Source organism: Enterobacter cloacae complex sp. 397G4 (genome assembly GCF_050031515.1).
Taxonomy (GTDB): Bacteria; Pseudomonadota; Gammaproteobacteria; order Enterobacterales; family Enterobacteriaceae; genus Enterobacter; species Enterobacter hormaechei_C.
This window is the reverse complement of sequence record NZ_JBLGWE010000001.1, coordinates 4,425,119-4,441,078: the sequence shown is the minus strand read 5'-3', so window position 1 is coordinate 4,441,078 and position 15,960 is coordinate 4,425,119. Positions and strand designations below refer to the sequence as shown.

14 protein-coding genes, 2 tRNA genes and 4 rRNA genes are annotated in these 15,960 nt (G+C 51.7%); 14 read left to right on the top strand and 6 right to left on the bottom strand.

Annotation, left to right across the window (positions count from 1 at the left end):
* On the top strand, window positions 1-426 hold the full coding sequence (gene zntR / locus ACQG1Y_RS21380) for a Zn(2+)-responsive transcriptional regulator (RefSeq protein ID WP_003863328.1): 426 nt from the start codon (window positions 1-3) through the stop codon (window positions 424-426).
* Between the two features lie 57 nt (window positions 427-483).
* The gene (locus ACQG1Y_RS21375) at window positions 484-699 is read left to right on the top strand and encodes an alternative ribosome-rescue factor A (RefSeq protein WP_017383729.1); all 216 of its coding nucleotides are present in this window, start codon (window positions 484-486) and stop codon (window positions 697-699) included.
* On the opposite strand, the gene mscL is transcribed toward ACQG1Y_RS21375, so the two are convergent.
* From mscL to def, 5 genes are all read right to left on the bottom strand, one after another.
* A complete protein-coding gene (mscL, locus tag ACQG1Y_RS21370; RefSeq protein ID WP_003863335.1) occupies window positions 700-1,113 on the bottom strand; it encodes a large-conductance mechanosensitive channel protein MscL in 414 nt (137 codons plus the stop codon).
* Window positions 1,114-1,259: 146 nt separating this feature from the next.
* On the bottom strand, window positions 1,260-2,636 hold the full coding sequence (trkA, locus tag ACQG1Y_RS21365; protein ID WP_003863337.1) for a Trk system potassium transporter TrkA: 1,377 nt from the start codon (window positions 2,634-2,636) through the stop codon (window positions 1,260-1,262).
* Window positions 2,637-2,658: 22 nt separating this feature from the next.
* Complete coding sequence (gene rsmB, locus ACQG1Y_RS21360; protein WP_368740918.1) at window positions 2,659-3,945, bottom strand: 16S rRNA (cytosine(967)-C(5))-methyltransferase RsmB; 1,287 nt, start codon at window positions 3,943-3,945, stop codon at window positions 2,659-2,661.
* Between the two features lie 52 nt (window positions 3,946-3,997).
* Entirely contained in the window at window positions 3,998-4,945 is a 948-nt protein-coding gene (gene fmt / locus ACQG1Y_RS21355) for a methionyl-tRNA formyltransferase (RefSeq protein ID WP_017693884.1), read from the bottom strand.
* A gap of 24 nt (window positions 4,946-4,969) precedes the next feature.
* Window positions 4,970-5,479: a peptide deformylase gene (def, locus tag ACQG1Y_RS21350; RefSeq protein WP_015571402.1), complete on the bottom strand. Its 510-nt coding sequence runs from the start codon at window positions 5,477-5,479 to the stop codon at window positions 4,970-4,972.
* A gap of 127 nt (window positions 5,480-5,606) precedes the next feature.
* On the opposite strand from def, the gene dprA reads away from it, so the two are divergent.
* The 6 genes from dprA to ACQG1Y_RS21320 are packed head-to-tail and all read left to right on the top strand — an operon-like array spanning window position 5,607 to window position 9,390.
* Entirely contained in the window at window positions 5,607-6,731 is a 1,125-nt protein-coding gene (gene dprA, locus ACQG1Y_RS21345) for a DNA-protecting protein DprA (RefSeq protein WP_193135298.1), read from the top strand.
* Window positions 6,703-7,176, top strand: a complete 474-nt coding sequence (smg, locus tag ACQG1Y_RS21340; protein ID WP_000460665.1) for a DUF494 family protein Smg — start codon at window positions 6,703-6,705, stop codon at window positions 7,174-7,176. The genes dprA and smg overlap by 29 nt, the downstream gene beginning before the upstream one ends.
* A 26-nt stretch (window positions 7,177-7,202) precedes the next feature.
* Entirely contained in the window at window positions 7,203-7,757 is a 555-nt protein-coding gene (locus ACQG1Y_RS21335) for a DNA topoisomerase family protein (RefSeq protein WP_017383725.1), read from the top strand.
* Window positions 7,750-8,322, top strand: coding sequence for an L-threonylcarbamoyladenylate synthase type 1 TsaC (gene tsaC, locus ACQG1Y_RS21330; protein WP_017693886.1), 573 nt, complete (start codon window positions 7,750-7,752; stop codon window positions 8,320-8,322). Before ACQG1Y_RS21335 ends, tsaC begins: the two co-directional genes overlap by 8 nt.
* 4 nt (window positions 8,323-8,326) lie before the next feature.
* Entirely contained in the window at window positions 8,327-9,145 is an 819-nt protein-coding gene (gene aroE / locus ACQG1Y_RS21325) for a shikimate dehydrogenase (protein ID WP_257439022.1), read from the top strand.
* Window positions 9,142-9,390: a DUF1488 domain-containing protein gene (locus ACQG1Y_RS21320; protein WP_368740917.1), complete on the top strand. Its 249-nt coding sequence runs from the start codon at window positions 9,142-9,144 to the stop codon at window positions 9,388-9,390. The genes aroE and ACQG1Y_RS21320 overlap by 4 nt, the downstream gene beginning before the upstream one ends.
* Here the strand turns inward: ACQG1Y_RS21320 and ACQG1Y_RS21315 are convergent.
* Window positions 9,366-9,920, bottom strand: a complete 555-nt coding sequence (locus ACQG1Y_RS21315) for a gamma carbonic anhydrase family protein (protein WP_062938490.1) — start codon at window positions 9,918-9,920, stop codon at window positions 9,366-9,368. The genes ACQG1Y_RS21320 and ACQG1Y_RS21315 overlap by 25 nt on opposite strands.
* 477 nt (window positions 9,921-10,397) lie before the next feature.
* Between ACQG1Y_RS21315 and ACQG1Y_RS21310 the strand changes: the two genes are divergently transcribed.
* The 6 genes from ACQG1Y_RS21310 (at window position 10,398) to rrf (ACQG1Y_RS21285) (ending at window position 15,753) form a co-directional block, all read left to right on the top strand.
* Window positions 10,398-11,939, top strand: a 16S ribosomal RNA gene (locus ACQG1Y_RS21310).
* 84 nt (window positions 11,940-12,023) lie between these two features.
* A tRNA-Glu gene (locus ACQG1Y_RS21305) sits at window positions 12,024-12,099 on the top strand.
* A gap of 192 nt (window positions 12,100-12,291) precedes the next feature.
* Window positions 12,292-15,196, top strand: a 23S ribosomal RNA gene (locus ACQG1Y_RS21300).
* 192 nt (window positions 15,197-15,388) lie between these two features.
* A 5S ribosomal RNA gene (gene rrf / locus ACQG1Y_RS21295) occupies window positions 15,389-15,504 on the top strand.
* A 14-nt stretch (window positions 15,505-15,518) separates the two neighbouring features.
* Window positions 15,519-15,594: transfer RNA gene (locus ACQG1Y_RS21290), tRNA-Thr, on the top strand.
* A 43-nt stretch (window positions 15,595-15,637) separates the two neighbouring features.
* Window positions 15,638-15,753 (top strand): 5S ribosomal RNA (gene rrf, locus ACQG1Y_RS21285).
* The 16S, 23S and 5S rRNA genes sit together here with 2 tRNA genes alongside, the layout of an rRNA operon.
* The last annotated feature ends 207 nt before the right edge of the window (window positions 15,754-15,960 follow it).

Sequence of the window (15,960 nt, the reverse complement as noted above, 5' to 3'; positions counted from 1 at the left end):
ATGTACCGCATAGGTGAACTTGCGAAGCTTGCTAACGTAACGCCGGATACTATCCGCTACTACGAAAAGCAGCAGATGATCGATCATGAGGTCAGAACGGAAGGTGGATTTCGCCTTTATACGGATAACGACCTGCAACGCCTTCGTTTTATCCGCTATGCACGGCAACTCGGCTTCACGCTGGAGTCGATCCGTGAACTGCTGTCGATCCGTATCGATCCTGAACATCATACGTGTCAGGAATCTAAAAGCATCGTTCAGGCCCGGCTGGATGAAGTTGAAGGACGCATTCAGGAGCTGCAAGCTATGCAGCGATCTCTGCAAAGGTTAAATGACGCGTGCTGCGGTACCGCTCATAGCAGTGTTTATTGCTCAATACTGGAAGCTCTTGAACAGGGCGCCAGTAGTGAAACTCAGGGTTGTTGATTTTTTATCAGCCAGGGACTAGACTCCCGCCGACATTAACTATGCTCAGGAGAAATGATGAGCCGCTATCAGCATACTAAGGGACAAATTAAGGATAACGCCATTGAGGCATTGCTTCACGACCCGCTTTTCAGACAGCGTGTTGAGAAGAACAAGAAAGGAAAAGGGAGTTATTTACGTAAAGGTAAACATGCACAACGGGGTAACTGGGAGGCCAGTGGCAAGCAAGCTAATCGCTTTTTTACCACTGGCCTTTCTGTTTCTGTCGCCTGATTAAACGCGGTTGTTCTGCTCTTTTAACAGATCGCGAATTTCAGTCAGTAAGACTTCTTCTTTAGTTGGTGCTGGCGGGGCAGCAGCCGGTTCTTCTTTTTTACGGTTAAGTCTGTTGATAAGTTTGATCGCCATGAAAATGGCAAATGCCACGATCACGAAATCAAATACGTTCTGAATGAATACGCCATAGTGCATTACAACCGCAGGGATATCGCCCTGAGCCTCCCGAAGGGTGAAGGCGAACTGTTTGAAATCAATGCCTCCAATCAACAGTCCTAACGGCGGCATAATAATGTCGGCGACTAATGATGAAACGATCTTACCGAACGCCGCACCAATAATGACACCCACAGCCAAATCCACCACATTCCCGCGCATCGCAAATTCGCGAAACTCTTTAATAAAACTCATTATGTTCTCCTTGTGCCAGCTGACGCCTATAAGTTTAACAAATGATTAGCTAATTGCCATTGGGGATAAATAATCGTTATGAAAAATAAAAGGCATGAAAATTAGAAGGTTAATATTTGGGTGCTCTCGTCTGAGCACCCAAATCATTACAGGAAGAACGGGCTTGGCTGGAATAAACGCTCGACGTCGGTAATAAATTTTTTATCGGTCAGGAACATAATAACGTGGTCACCCTGCTCAATACGTAAATTATCATTGGCGATCATGACATCGTTACCTCGTACTACAGCGCCGATAATGGTGCCTGGTGGAAGTTTAATTTCGTCGATCGCGCGACCAACAACGCGCGACGTCGTTTCATCCCCATGAGCGACGGCTTCAATGGCTTCAGCAACACCACGACGAAGAGACGACACGCCGACAATATCCGCTTTACGTACATGGCTTAGCAGGGCAGAAATGGTGGCTTGCTGAGGTGAAATAGCAATATCAATTACGCTACCCTGTACCAGGTCGACATAAGCCTTACGCTGGATAAGCACCATTACTTTTTTCGCCCCCATACGTTTAGCGAGCATGGCGGACATAATATTCGCTTCGTCGTCGTTGGTGACGGCAATAAAAAGATCAACCTGATCGATATGCTCTTCGGCCAGCAATTCCTGATCCGAAGCATCGCCATAAAACACGATAGTATTCTGAAGCTTTTCAGCCAGCTCCGACGCGCGCTGTTGATCTCGTTCGATCAGCTTCACGCTGTAGTCTTTTTCCAGCCGTCTCGCCAGACCTGCGCCAATATTACCGCCGCCAACCAGCATAATACGTTTATACGGTTTTTCGAGACGCTGAAGTTCACTCATCACCGCACGGATATGCTGAGAAGCCGCAATAAAGAAGACTTCATCCCCGGCTTCGACAATGGTGGACCCTTGCGGACGAATAGGTCTGTCGTGACGGAAAATCGCCGCAACACGCGTATCGATATGTGGCATATGCTCGCGCATTGTCGACAGGGCATTACCAATCAGCGGGCCGCCGTAGTACGCCTTCACGACCGCCAGGCTTACTTTTCCTTCCGCAAAGTTCACAACCTGCAACGCGCCCGGGTACTCAATCAGACGATAAATACTGTCGATAACCAGCTGTTCAGGGGCAATAAGATGGTCGATAGGTACTGCTTCGGAATTAAACAGCTTTTCCGCATCCCGGACATAGTCCGGGGAGCGAATGCGGGCGATGCGGTTCGGTGTGTTGAAAAGCGAGTAGGCCACCTGACATGCAACCATGTTGGTTTCATCAGAACTGGTTACTGCAACCAGCATGTCGGCATCGTCCGCGCCCGCCTCCCGAAGCACACGTGGGTGAGAGCCGTGCCCCTGTACAACACGAAGATCAAACTTGTCCTGCAAAACGCGCAGGCGATCGCCATTGGTATCCACAATGGTGATATCGTTGTTTTCGCCCACGAGATTTTCCGCCAGCGTTCCGCCAACTTGCCCTGCGCCCAGAATGATAATTTTCATCTTTCGTGACCTGTTCTCAACATCACTCTTTGATTAGCTTAGCGTAAAAGAAACCATCACCCTCTTCTGCGCCCGGCAGGTTTTGCAGACCCGGGTGCTCAGGTGTTCCCGTATCATGCAGCGTAGCGTCCGGGGTGCGTTTCAGGAAGGCCGCAATTTGCTGACTGTTCTCTTCCGGGAGAACAGAGCAGGTTGCATACACCAGGGTTCCGCCGGGTTTGAGATGCGGCCAGATGGCATCCAGAATTTCGGATTGCAACTGGGCAAGCTCCTTGATATCACGATCGCGACGCAGCCATTTGATATCGGGATGACGACGAATCACGCCAGTTGCTGAGCAAGGGGCGTCCAGCAAAATACGATCGAACCTGGTATCACCACACCAGTCTGCGGGTTTACGTCCATCGCCTTGCTTAACCTGTGCTTTCATACCCAGACGCTTGAGGTTGTCATAGACGCGTGAAAGACGCTGCTCATCAACATCCACGGCCATCACGCTGGCCTGCGGCGCCACTTCCAGAATATGCGTTGTTTTCCCCCCTGGCGCTGCACAGAGATCAAGGATCTGCTCCCCGTCTTTCGGTTCAAGCCAGGTCATGCAGCCCTGAGCGGATGCGTCCTGTACCGTTACCCAGCCCTCTTCAAAACCGGGTAATGCATGTACCGGTGCAGGGGAGGCTAAACGAACCGCATCAGGATAAGCAGCGTGTGTGAAGCCGCTCATTCCGGCCTCTTCCAGCAGGGCCAGCCATGCGTCGCGGGTATGATGGTTACGATTGACGCGTAACCACATCGGCGGACGTTGGTTATTGGCATCCACAATGTCTTGCCATTGCTGTGGGTAGGCTTTTTTAAGGCGATTCAGCAGCCATTCAGGGTGCAGGAAGCGCGATTCGCTTTGCGCAAATTCTGCCAGCAGTTCGTCCTGCTGACGCTGGAACTGACGCAGCACGCCGTTAATCAACCCTTTCAGTTGAGGACGTTTAATCGAAACGGCACCCTCCACTGTCTCAGCCAGCGCAGCATGAGGTGGAATGCGGGTATGAAGAAGCTGGTAGAAACCGACCATGATCAAATAATGCACGGTACGCTGCTTGCCGCTCATCGGGCGTGACATCAGCTTATTAATTAACCATTCAAGCTGAGAGAGGGTGCGCAGCACGCCAAAGCACAGCTCCTGAAGCAGTGCTTTGTCTATATCGGAAACCTTTTGTTGCAGTGGAGGCAGGACATTACTCAGTGACTGGCCCTGCTCGATAACCTGCTCAACGGCCTGAGCCGCCATAGTGCGTAGATTTTGTCTTTTCATAACCGTAAAAATAAAAATGCCCGGAAACACCGGGCCTTAAGAGTAAATTTGTTCAGGCAAGGCGATTGCCAGGGATGAACCATTCACGACGGGAATTTAATAGATCCTGCGCGCTCATTGCCTTTTTACCGGCCGGTTGCAGCGATTCAAGATTCAGGATCCCTTCTCCGGTCGCAACCTGGATACCGTTTTTGCTGGCGTCGATAATCGTACCGGGCTCTGCCGAAGTATTGCCGTTAATAACTGAAGCTTTCCAGACTTTCACTGGCTGCTCATCAATCATCAACCAGCTCATCGGCCATGGATTAAAGGCGCGGATACAGCGTTCGAGTTGAGCTGCTGACAGGGACCAGTCGATCCGGGCTTCTTCTTTACTCAGTTTTTCAGCATAGGTCACCTGTGCCTCATCCTGCACTTCAGGTGTCGCTGTATTGTCAGCAAGCTGTTGCAACGTCTCAATCAGCCCCTGCGGACCGAGATCCGCCAGCTTGTCATACAGCGTGGCGCTGGTATCTTCTGCGGTAATGGGACACGCCAGTTTATACAGCATGTCGCCCGTGTCTAAACCTACGTCCATCTTCATGATTGTCACGCCAGTTTCAGCATCGCCTGCCCACAGAGCGCGCTGAATAGGGGCTGCACCACGCCAGCGTGGGAGCAAGGAACCATGAACGTTAACACAGCCCAGGCGGGGCATATCGAGTACCGCTTTCGGCAGAATGAGGCCGTAAGCCACAACTACCATCACGTCAGCGTTCAGGTCTGCCACTAACTGCTGGTTTTCCTGAGGTCGTAATGATGCAGGCTGGAAAACCGGCAAACCATGCGTTTCTGCCAGCACTTTAACCGGGCCAGGCATCAATTTTTTACCGCGGCCAGCCGGACGATCAGGCTGAGTAAATACGCCAACAATCTGATGACCAGACGATAGCAGCGCGTCGAGATGACGCGCCGCAAAATCAGGGGTACCCGCGAAGATTATACGTAGTGATGTAGACACGTTATTCCTTGTATCCGGGGGGCGTTAAGCGCGAGAACGTAAACGATCCAGTTTCTCAACTTTCTGACGAATACGCTGTTGCTTCAGCGGTGAGAGGTAATCGATAAACAGCTTACCGACCAGGTGATCCATCTCATGCTGAATGCAAATCGCCAGCAGATCGTCGGCTTCCAGCTCAAACGGATTGCCGTCACGATCCAGTGCGCGGATTTTAACTTTTTCGGCACGTGGCACCAAAGCGCGCTGTTCAGGGATAGACAGACAGCCTTCCTCAATACCTGTTTCGCCGCTTTTTTCCAGCATCTCAGGGTTGATCAGCACCAGGCGCTCATCACGATTTTCAGAAACGTCGATCACAATAATACGTTTGTGAATGTCTACCTGGGTTGCGGCAAGGCCAATGCCTTCTTCAGCGTACATGGTATCGAACATATCATCGACGATACGCTGAATTTCTGCATTCACTTCTTTAACCGGTTCCGCGACGATGCGAAGGCGCTCGTCAGGAATATGTAACACTTGCAAAACTGCCATAAATTTCCAGAGTCGTGTTCAGGAGTTGATAAGAATATTACTTCTATTCTAGACAAATCCCCGGTCGATTGACAGCATCAGTGACCAATCGCAAAGATTGCTGAGGCTGCTTATGGCAGGGAAAAGGATGACGTCCACAGAGATATGGTTACGGCTTATAAACATCGGGTCCTTATACGGTGACGCGATGCTGGAGATTGCGCAGAGGCTGCTTCGCCAGGCAACCGTCGATGCTGAAGCTGTCAACGCGTCAGGGCTTTCGCCCAAACATGCCGTAAAGTTTTTTTCGTTCAGCGAGAGTGAGCTTGAACGTAGTCTGGAATGGCTGGAACACGCCGACAACCACCTTCTCACGGCGGATGATCCTCGCTTCCCGCCATTGTTGCGTTCTATACCTGATTTTCCCGGGGCGCTCTTTGTGCGAGGCCGCGTCGACGTGCTTAACAGCATGCAGCTTGCGGTTGTGGGCAGCCGTGCGCCCTCGTGGTATGGCGAGCGTTGGGGGAAAATGCTCAGTGAACAGCTGTCCCAATGTGGCTTTACGATCACCAGTGGCCTGGCTTGCGGCATCGACGGTGTGGCACATCATGCGGCGTTGTCAGCAAAAGGGCGAAGTGTCGCCGTGCTTGGCAATGGTCTTTTTAGTCTCTATCCGCGTCGTCATCACATTCTGGCTGAGCAACTTATCGCTTCAGAGGGGGCGATAGTGTCTGAGTTTTCACTTTCGACATCGCCCAGACCGGGTAACTTTCCCCGGCGTAACCGGATCATCAGCGGGTTGAGCCAGGGCGTGCTGGTGGTCGAAGCTGCGATTCGGAGTGGATCGCTGGTTACCGCAAGGTGCGCACTGGAGCAGGGGCGTGAAGTTTTTGCGCTACCCGGCCCGTTGGGGAACCCTGGCTGCGAAGGCCCTCACTGGCTGATAAAACAGGGGGCGACGCTGGTGACCTGTAAAGAGGATATCCTGGAAAATTTGCAGTATGGATTGCATTGGTTGCAGGATGATCTCCAAAAGCGACATATTTCATCGGATCAGGAGGCAGTAGCATTGCCATTTCCCAAGCTCCTGGCTAACGTAGGAGATGAGGTAACACCTGTTGACGTTGTCGCTGAACGTGCCGGCCAACCTGTGCCAGTAACGGTAGCACAGCTACTCGAACTGGAGTTAGCAGGGTGGATCGCAGCTGTACCCGGCGGCTATGTCCGATTAAGGAGGGCATGCCATGTTCGACGTACTGATGTATTTGTTTGAGACTTACATCCACAACGAAGCAGAAATGCAGGTGGATCAGGACAAATTAACACGGGATCTGACCGACGCAGGTTTTGAGCGGGAAGATATTTATAATGCGTTGATGTGGCTGGATAAGTTGGCTGATTATCAGGACGGCCTCGCCGAACCGATGCAGCTTGCTTCTGACCCATTGTCTGTGCGCATCTATACAGCTGAAGAGTGTGAAAGGCTGGATGCCAGCTGCCGGGGATTCATTTTATTCCTTGAGCAGATTCAGGTGCTAAACCTCGAAACGAGAGAGATGGTGATAGAGCGCGTCATGGCGCTGGATACTGCTGAATTTGAACTGGAAGATCTCAAATGGGTGATCCTGATGGTTCTGTTCAACATCCCAGGCTGTGAAAATGCCTATCAGCAAATGGAAGAATTACTCTTTGAAGTGAATGAAGGTATGCTGCATTAATTCTATGTGCAGCAACAAGAGTTGTTATGGCCAAATCAGCACTCTTCACGGTGCATAAAAACGAGCCCTGCCCACAGTGTGGGGCTGAACTTGTTATTCGGTCCGGGAAACACGGTCCGTTTCTCGGTTGTTCACACTATCCGGAATGTGATTATGTCCGTCCCCTGAAAAGCCAGGCGGACGGACATATCGTCAAAATTCTGGAGGGACAGCTTTGTCCACTCTGTGGCGGCGAACTGGCGCTGCGGCAGGGGCGGTTCGGGATGTTTATTGGATGCAGCCGCTATCCGGAATGTGAACATACGGAACAAATTGATAAACCAGATGAAACGGCAATTGCGTGCCCTCAGTGCCAGCGTGGTCAATTGGTGCAGCGCCGCTCTCGTTATGGCAAGACCTTCCATTCGTGCGATCGCTATCCTGAATGCCAGTTCGTTATCAATTTCAAACCAGTAGCGGGCGTCTGCCCTCATTGCGATTATCCGTTACTTATAGAAAAGAAAACCGCGCAAGGCTTGAAACGCTTTTGCGCCAGTAAACAATGTGGAAAGCCGGTTTCGGCGGATCAAATCAGTGAATAATAACCTGCCATCAGGCTCCATCGCGCAGGCGGTGGACATCCTGAAAAAAGAAGAAGTCATCGCCTATCCAACAGAAGCCGTTTTCGGGGTCGGGTGCGATCCTGACAGCGAAGTCGCCGTTAACCGTCTGCTGGCGCTAAAACAGCGGCCTGTCGAAAAAGGATTGATTTTGATCGCTGCGAACTACGAGCAGCTTAAGCCTTATATTGATGATTCCATGCTGACGCCTGCACAGCGGGAAACCATTTTCTCTGTGTGGCCTGGTCCCGTGACGTTTGTCTTTCCTGCACAACCGACAACGCCGCGCTGGTTAACCGGGCGTTTCGATTCACTCGCGGTACGCGTTACCGACCATCCCTTGGTGGTGGAGTTATGCCAGGCATTTGGTAAACCCCTGGTTTCAACCAGCGCCAACCTGACCGGGCTTCCCCCTTGTCGGACAACAGAAGAAGTTCTGGCGCAGTTCGGGAATGATTTCCCTGTAGCCGTGGGTGAAACCGGGGGTCGTCTTAACCCGTCAGAAATTCGCGATGCCTTGACCGGCGAACGTTTTCGCCAGGGATAATGTTATGGAAACCTATGCTGTTTTTGGTAACCCGATCGCGCACAGTAAGTCGCCTCTGATCCATCAGCTGTTTGCAGAGCAATTGCAGATAGATCACCCGTATGGTCGGGTTCTTGCGCCTGTTGATGCATTTATACCGACGCTGAATAGCTTTTTTGATGCGGGTGGTAAAGGTGCGAACGTCACGGTGCCTTTTAAAGAAGAGGCTTTCGGGCGTGCGGATGAGCTGACCGAGCGTGCCTCGCTCGCTGGTGCCGTCAATACCCTTAAGCGGCTTGAAGATGGTCGCCTTCTGGGCGATAACACCGATGGCATAGGTTTACTCAGCGAGCTGGAGCGATTGTCGTTTATTAAACCAGGCTTTCGGATCCTGCTGATCGGCGCGGGTGGCGCGTCGCGCGGCGTATTGCTTCCTCTTCTTTCGCTGGATTGTGCGGTGACAATCACCAACCGTACCTTCTCCAGAGCAGAAGAGCTGGCGGCGTTGTTCGCACACACAGGCAGCGTAACTGCGGTAGCACTTGACGATCTCGCGAGTCACGAATTTGATCTTGTGATTAATGCCACCTCAAGCGGTATCAATGGAGAGATCCCGGCGATTCCTGCATCCCTGGTTCATTCCCACATCTACGCCTATGACATGTTTTATCAAAAAGGGAAAACGCCATTTCTGACCTGGTGTGAACAACAGGGGGCAAAACACGTGGCTGATGGTCTGGGCATGCTGGTGGGGCAGGCGGCTCATGCGGTGCTACTCTGGCATGGCGTGTTACCTGCTGTAGAACCGGTGATCGAAAAGCTGAAACAGGAACTGATGGCATGAATCAGGCGATTCATTTTCCCGACAGAGAAATCTGGGATGAAAATAAGCAAGCGGTTTGTTTCCCGGTGCTGGTGCATGGAACGCAGCTCACCTGTGCGATTAAAGGGGAGACGTTGCATCAGCGCTTTGGTGGTTCAGATCCGTTAGCGGTCTTTTGCGAAAATCGCTGGGATCTGGAAGAGGAAGCCAGCGATTTGATCCGCGATCAGCAGGAAGACGATCAGGGTTGGGTCTGGTTATCCTGATCCAGATAGTCATTCTTCCATTTAACGTAATTGTTCGCTGAGTATTTCAATCCTTCGATCTCCGCCTCTTTTAGGGGGCGGATCTGTTTAACCGGACTGCCTAAATAGAGATAGCCACTTTCCAGACGTTTGTTTTGCGGAACAAGGCTTCCTGCGCCAATCATTACGTCATCTTCTACTATGACGCCATCCAGCAAAATCGATCCCATCCCAACGAGAACCCGGTTACCGATTGTGCAGCCGTGGAGCATCACTTTATGACCAACGGTGACATCTTCCCCAATGATGAGCGGATTGCCCTCAGGGTTATAAGATGACTTATGAGTCACATGCAGCACGCTACCGTCCTGAATATTGGTGCGTGCACCGATCGCAACGTAGTTAACATCGCCCCGGATCGCGACGAGTGGCCAGATGCTGACATCCTCGGCCATGCGAACATCACCAATGACCACGCTGCTGGTATCGATCATCACGCGATCGCCTTTTTGGGGGAACAGATCTTTATAAGGACGTAATACTGTAAACATATCTACCTCGATACAGATGAGCGCTATTAAAGAAGACTTTGATCGTATTCCTGGATCGAGGCAAGGCAAAATGCGTCAATTTTTAAGCGGATCGGGTGGGTTTTCAGCGAAAAGAACGGAAAATCATCAGTTGGAAAAAAAGATCTAAAAAATACTTGTGCTAAAAACTGGGATCCCTATAATGCGCCTCCATCGACACGGCAGATGTGAATCACTTCACAGACAACCCGGTCGGTTGAAGAGAAAAAATCCTGAAATAACGGGTTGACTCTGAAAGAGGAAAGCGTAATATACGCCACCTCGCGACAGAGCGCTGAAGCGCGTCGCAACTGCTCTTTAACAATTTATCAGACAATCTGTGTGGGCACTCAAAGTGACATGGATTCTTAATGTCCTCGGACACTAAATGAATACCAAGTCTCAACGAGTGAACACGTAATTCATTACGAAGTTTAATTCATTGAGCATCAAACTTTTAAATTGAAGAGTTTGATCATGGCTCAGATTGAACGCTGGCGGCAGGCCTAACACATGCAAGTCGAACGGTAACAGGAAGCAGCTTGCTGCTTTGCTGACGAGTGGCGGACGGGTGAGTAATGTCTGGGAAACTGCCTGATGGAGGGGGATAACTACTGGAAACGGTAGCTAATACCGCATAACGTCGCAAGACCAAAGAGGGGGACCTTCGGGCCTCTTGCCATCGGATGTGCCCAGATGGGATTAGCTAGTAGGTGGGGTAACGGCTCACCTAGGCGACGATCCCTAGCTGGTCTGAGAGGATGACCAGCCACACTGGAACTGAGACACGGTCCAGACTCCTACGGGAGGCAGCAGTGGGGAATATTGCACAATGGGCGCAAGCCTGATGCAGCCATGCCGCGTGTATGAAGAAGGCCTTCGGGTTGTAAAGTACTTTCAGCGGGGAGGAAGGTGTTGAGGTTAATAACCTCAGCAATTGACGTTACCCGCAGAAGAAGCACCGGCTAACTCCGTGCCAGCAGCCGCGGTAATACGGAGGGTGCAAGCGTTAATCGGAATTACTGGGCGTAAAGCGCACGCAGGCGGTCTGTCAAGTCGGATGTGAAATCCCCGGGCTCAACCTGGGAACTGCATTCGAAACTGGCAGGCTAGAGTCTTGTAGAGGGGGGTAGAATTCCAGGTGTAGCGGTGAAATGCGTAGAGATCTGGAGGAATACCGGTGGCGAAGGCGGCCCCCTGGACAAAGACTGACGCTCAGGTGCGAAAGCGTGGGGAGCAAACAGGATTAGATACCCTGGTAGTCCACGCCGTAAACGATGTCGACTTGGAGGTTGTGCCCTTGAGGCGTGGCTTCCGGAGCTAACGCGTTAAGTCGACCGCCTGGGGAGTACGGCCGCAAGGTTAAAACTCAAATGAATTGACGGGGGCCCGCACAAGCGGTGGAGCATGTGGTTTAATTCGATGCAACGCGAAGAACCTTACCTACTCTTGACATCCAGAGAACTTTCCAGAGATGGATTGGTGCCTTCGGGAACTCTGAGACAGGTGCTGCATGGCTGTCGTCAGCTCGTGTTGTGAAATGTTGGGTTAAGTCCCGCAACGAGCGCAACCCTTATCCTTTGTTGCCAGCGGTTAGGCCGGGAACTCAAAGGAGACTGCCAGTGATAAACTGGAGGAAGGTGGGGATGACGTCAAGTCATCATGGCCCTTACGAGTAGGGCTACACACGTGCTACAATGGCGCATACAAAGAGAAGCGACCTCGCGAGAGCAAGCGGACCTCATAAAGTGCGTCGTAGTCCGGATTGGAGTCTGCAACTCGACTCCATGAAGTCGGAATCGCTAGTAATCGTGGATCAGAATGCCACGGTGAATACGTTCCCGGGCCTTGTACACACCGCCCGTCACACCATGGGAGTGGGTTGCAAAAGAAGTAGGTAGCTTAACCTTCGGGAGGGCGCTTACCACTTTGTGATTCATGACTGGGGTGAAGTCGTAACAAGGTAACCGTAGGGGAACCTGCGGTTGGATCACCTCCTTACCTTAAAGAACCTGCCTTTGTAGTGCTCACACAGATTGTCTGATGAAAAGTAAATAGCAAGGCGTCTTGCGATTGAGACTGTACGTCCCCTTCGTCTAGAGGCCCAGGACACCGCCCTTTCACGGCGGTAACAGGGGTTCGAATCCCCTAGGGGACGCCACTTGCTGGTTCGTGAGTGAAAGTCACCTGCCGTCATATCTCAAAACTGACTTGCGAGTCATGTTTGAGATATTTGCTCTTTAAAAATCTGGATCAAGCTGAAAATTGAAACGACACACAGCTCATGTGTGTTCGAGTCTCTCAAATTTTCGCAAGTCGATGGTGAATCGAAAGAAACATCTTCGGGTTGTGAGGTTAAGCGACTAAGCGTACACGGTGGATGCCCTGGCAGTCAGAGGCGATGAAGGACGTGCTAATCTGCGAAAAGCGCCGGCGAGGTGATATGAACCCTTGACCCGGCGATGTCCGAATGGGGAAACCCAGTGCAATCCGTTGCACTATCGTTAACTGAATACATAGGTTAACGAGGCGAACCGGGGGAACTGAAACATCTAAGTACCCCGAGGAAAAGAAATCAACCGAGATTCCCCCAGTAGCGGCGAGCGAACGGGGAGCAGCCCGGAGTCTGAATCAGCTTGTGTGTTAGTGGAACGGTCTGGAAAGTCCGACGGTACAGGGTGATAGTCCCGTACACGAAAGCACACTTGCTGTGAACTCGAAGAGTAGGGCGGGACACGTGGTATCCTGTCTGAATATGGGGGGACCATCCTCCAAGGCTAAATACTCCTGACTGACCGATAGTGAACCAGTACCGTGAGGGAAAGGCGAAAAGAACCCCGGCGAGGGGAGTGAAAAAGAACCTGAAACCGTGTACGTACAAGCAGTGGGAGCCTCTTTATGGGGTGACTGCGTACCTTTTGTATAATGGGTCAGCGACTTATATTCTGTAGCAAGGTTAACCGTATAGGGGAGCCGAAGGGAAACCGAGTCTTAACTGGGCGTTAAGTTGCAGGGTATAGACCCGAAACCCGGTGATCTAGCCATGGGCAGGTTGAAGGTTGGGTAACACTAACTGGAGGACCGAACCGACTAATGTTGAAAAATTAGCGGATGACCTGTGGCTGGGGGTGAAAGGCCAATCAAACCGGGAGATAGCTGGTTCTCCCCGAAAGCTATTTAGGTAGCGCCTCGTGAACTCATCTTCGGGGGTAGAGCACTGTTTCGGCTAGGGGGCCATCCCGGCTTACCAACCCGATGCAAACTACGAATACCGAAGAATGTTATCACGGGAGACACACGGCGGGTGCTAACGTCCGTCGTGAAGAGGGAAACAACCCAGACCGCCAGCTAAGGTCCCAAAGTCATGGTTAAGTGGGAAACGATGTGGGAAGGCACAGACAGCCAGGATGTTGGCTTAGAAGCAGCCATCATTTAAAGAAAGCGTAATAGCTCACTGGTCGAGTCGGCCTGCGCGGAAGATGTAACGGGGCTAAACCATGCACCGAAGCTGCGGCAGCGACACTATGTGTTGTTGGGTAGGGGAGCGTTCTGTAAGCCGTTGAAGGTGTGCTGTGAGGCATGCTGGAGGTATCAGAAGTGCGAATGCTGACATAAGTAACGATAAAGCGGGTGAAAAGCCCGCTCGCCGGAAGACCAAGGGTTCCTGTCCAACGTTAATCGGGGCAGGGTGAGTCGACCCCTAAGGCGAGGCCGAAAGGCGTAGTCGATGGGAAACAGGTTAATATTCCTGTACTTGGTGTTACTGCGAAGGGGGGACGGAGAAGGCTATGTCAGCCGGGCGACGGTTGTCCCGGTTTAAGCATGTAGGCGGAGGTTCCAGGTAAATCCGGTACCTTGTTAACGCTGAGGTGTGATGACGAGGCACTACGGTGCTGAAGTGATAAATGCCCTGCTTCCAGGAAAAGCCTCTAAGCATCAGGTAACACGAAATCGTACCCCAAACCGACACAGGTGGTCAGGTAGAGAATACCAAGGCGCTTGAGAGAACTCGGGTGAAGGAACTAGGCAAAATGGTGCCGTAACTTCGGGAGAAGGCACGCTGATGTGTAGGTGAAGCCCCTGCGGGTGGAGCTGAAATCAGTCGAAGATACCAGCTGGCTGCAACTGTTTATTAAAAACACAGCACTGTGCAAACACGAAAGTGGACGTATACGGTGTGACGCCTGCCCGGTGCCGGAAGGTTAATTGATGGGGTTAGCGGCAACGCGAAGCTCTTGATCGAAGCCCCGGTAAACGGCGGCCGTAACTATAACGGTCCTAAGGTAGCGAAATTCCTTGTCGGGTAAGTTCCGACCTGCACGAATGGCGTAATGATGGCCAGGCTGTCTCCACCCGAGACTCAGTGAAATTGAACTCGCTGTGAAGATGCAGTGTACCCGCGGCAAGACGGAAAGACCCCGTGAACCTTTACTATAGCTTGACACTGAACACTGGTCCTTGATGTGTAGGATAGGTGGGAGGCTTTGAAGCGTGGACGCCAGTCTGCGTGGAGCCAACCTTGAAATACCACCCTTTAATGGCTGGTGTTCTAACGTAGACCCGTAATCCGGGTTGCGGACAGTGTCTGGTGGGTAGTTTGACTGGGGCGGTCTCCTCCCAAAGAGTAACGGAGGAGCACGAAGGTTGGCTAATCCTGGTCGGACATCAGGAGGTTAGTGCAATGGCATAAGCCAGCTTGACTGCGAGCGTGACGGCGCGAGCAGGTGCGAAAGCAGGTCATAGTGATCCGGTGGTTCTGAATGGAAGGGCCATCGCTCAACGGATAAAAGGTACTCCGGGGATAACAGGCTGATACCGCCCAAGAGTTCATATCGACGGCGGTGTTTGGCACCTCGATGTCGGCTCATCACATCCTGGGGCTGAAGTAGGTCCCAAGGGTATGGCTGTTCGCCATTTAAAGTGGTACGCGAGCTGGGTTTAGAACGTCGTGAGACAGTTCGGTCCCTATCTGCCGTGGGCGCTGGAGAATTGAGGGGGGCTGCTCCTAGTACGAGAGGACCGGAGTGGACGCATCACTGGTGTTCGGGTTGTCATGCCAATGGCACTGCCCGGTAGCTAAATGCGGAAGAGATAAGTGCTGAAAGCATCTAAGCACGAAACTTGCCCCGAGATGAGTTCTCCCTGAGACTTTAAGTCTCCTGAAGGAACGTTGAAGACGACGACGTTGATAGGTCGGGTGTGTAAGCGCAGCGATGCGTTGAGCTAACCGATACTAATGAACCGTGAGGCTTAACCTTACAACGCCGAAGGTGTTTTGGCGAAGAGACAGACACGATTTTCAGCTTAGATTCAGAGTCCGAAGGATTTTGCGCTGAGACAAGGCGGCAAACGAAGGAAAGGAAGGAGCATACTGAGGTATGTGACTGACTTTACGAGAGCAGCCAACGCAGTATCAGTGCGAAAGACACAGGACAGAGCACAAGAATTTGCCTGGCGGCTGTAGCGCGGTGGTCCCACCTGACCCCATGCCGAACTCAGAAGTGAAACGCCGTAGCGCCGATGGTAGTGTGGGGTCTCCCCATGTGAGAGTAGGGAACTGCCAGGCATCAAATTTAGCGTGCTGATATGGCTCAGTTGGTAGAGCGCACCCTTGGTAAGGGTGAGGTCCCCAGTTCGACTCTGGGTATCAGCACCACTTTATACTTAGGTTAAAGTTCGGCAAGAAGTAAAAGAATTTGTCTGGCGGCTTTAGCGCGGTGGTCCCACCTGACCCCATGCCGAACTCAGAAGTGAAACGCCGTAGCGCCGATGGTAGTGTGGGGTCTCCCCATGTGAGAGTAGGGAACTGCCAGACATCAAACAAGTAGAAAGGCCATCCGAAAGGATGGCCTTTTTGCGTTATCGCTCCAGCCAAACCAATTCCCTCATTCGATATTCCTGCTGTCGCCATTAATACCTTACGGACGTATTAAAGCGTTTTACCCTACTGAAACTGAAGTTGTGGAATGCATTATGCTGGCTCGCAGCAGCGTTAAATCAATTAAATGTTATGTACAGGTAT

Coding starts and splice junctions, on each gene's coding strand:
- ACQG1Y_RS21315 (WP_062938490.1), bottom strand. CDS start 9,920: ATGTTTACAGTATTACGTCCTTATAAAGATCTGTTCCCCCAAAAAGGC.
- aroE (WP_257439022.1), top strand. CDS start 8,327: ATGGAAACCTATGCTGTTTTTGGTAACCCGATCGCGCACAGTAAGTCG.
- smg (WP_000460665.1), top strand. CDS start 6,703: ATGTTCGACGTACTGATGTATTTGTTTGAGACTTACATCCACAACGAA.
- def (WP_015571402.1), bottom strand. CDS start 5,479: ATGGCAGTTTTGCAAGTGTTACATATTCCTGACGAGCGCCTTCGCATC.
- ACQG1Y_RS21335 (WP_017383725.1), top strand. CDS start 7,203: ATGGCCAAATCAGCACTCTTCACGGTGCATAAAAACGAGCCCTGCCCA.
- zntR (WP_003863328.1), top strand. CDS start 1: ATGTACCGCATAGGTGAACTTGCGAAGCTTGCTAACGTAACGCCGGAT.
- ACQG1Y_RS21375 (WP_017383729.1), top strand. CDS start 484: ATGAGCCGCTATCAGCATACTAAGGGACAAATTAAGGATAACGCCATT.
- rsmB (WP_368740918.1), bottom strand. CDS start 3,945: ATGAAAAGACAAAATCTACGCACTATGGCGGCTCAGGCCGTTGAGCAG.
- trkA (WP_003863337.1), bottom strand. CDS start 2,636: ATGAAAATTATCATTCTGGGCGCAGGGCAAGTTGGCGGAACGCTGGCG.
- ACQG1Y_RS21320 (WP_368740917.1), top strand. CDS start 9,142: ATGAATCAGGCGATTCATTTTCCCGACAGAGAAATCTGGGATGAAAAT.
- dprA (WP_193135298.1), top strand. CDS start 5,607: ATGACGTCCACAGAGATATGGTTACGGCTTATAAACATCGGGTCCTTA.
- mscL (WP_003863335.1), bottom strand. CDS start 1,113: ATGAGTTTTATTAAAGAGTTTCGCGAATTTGCGATGCGCGGGAATGTG.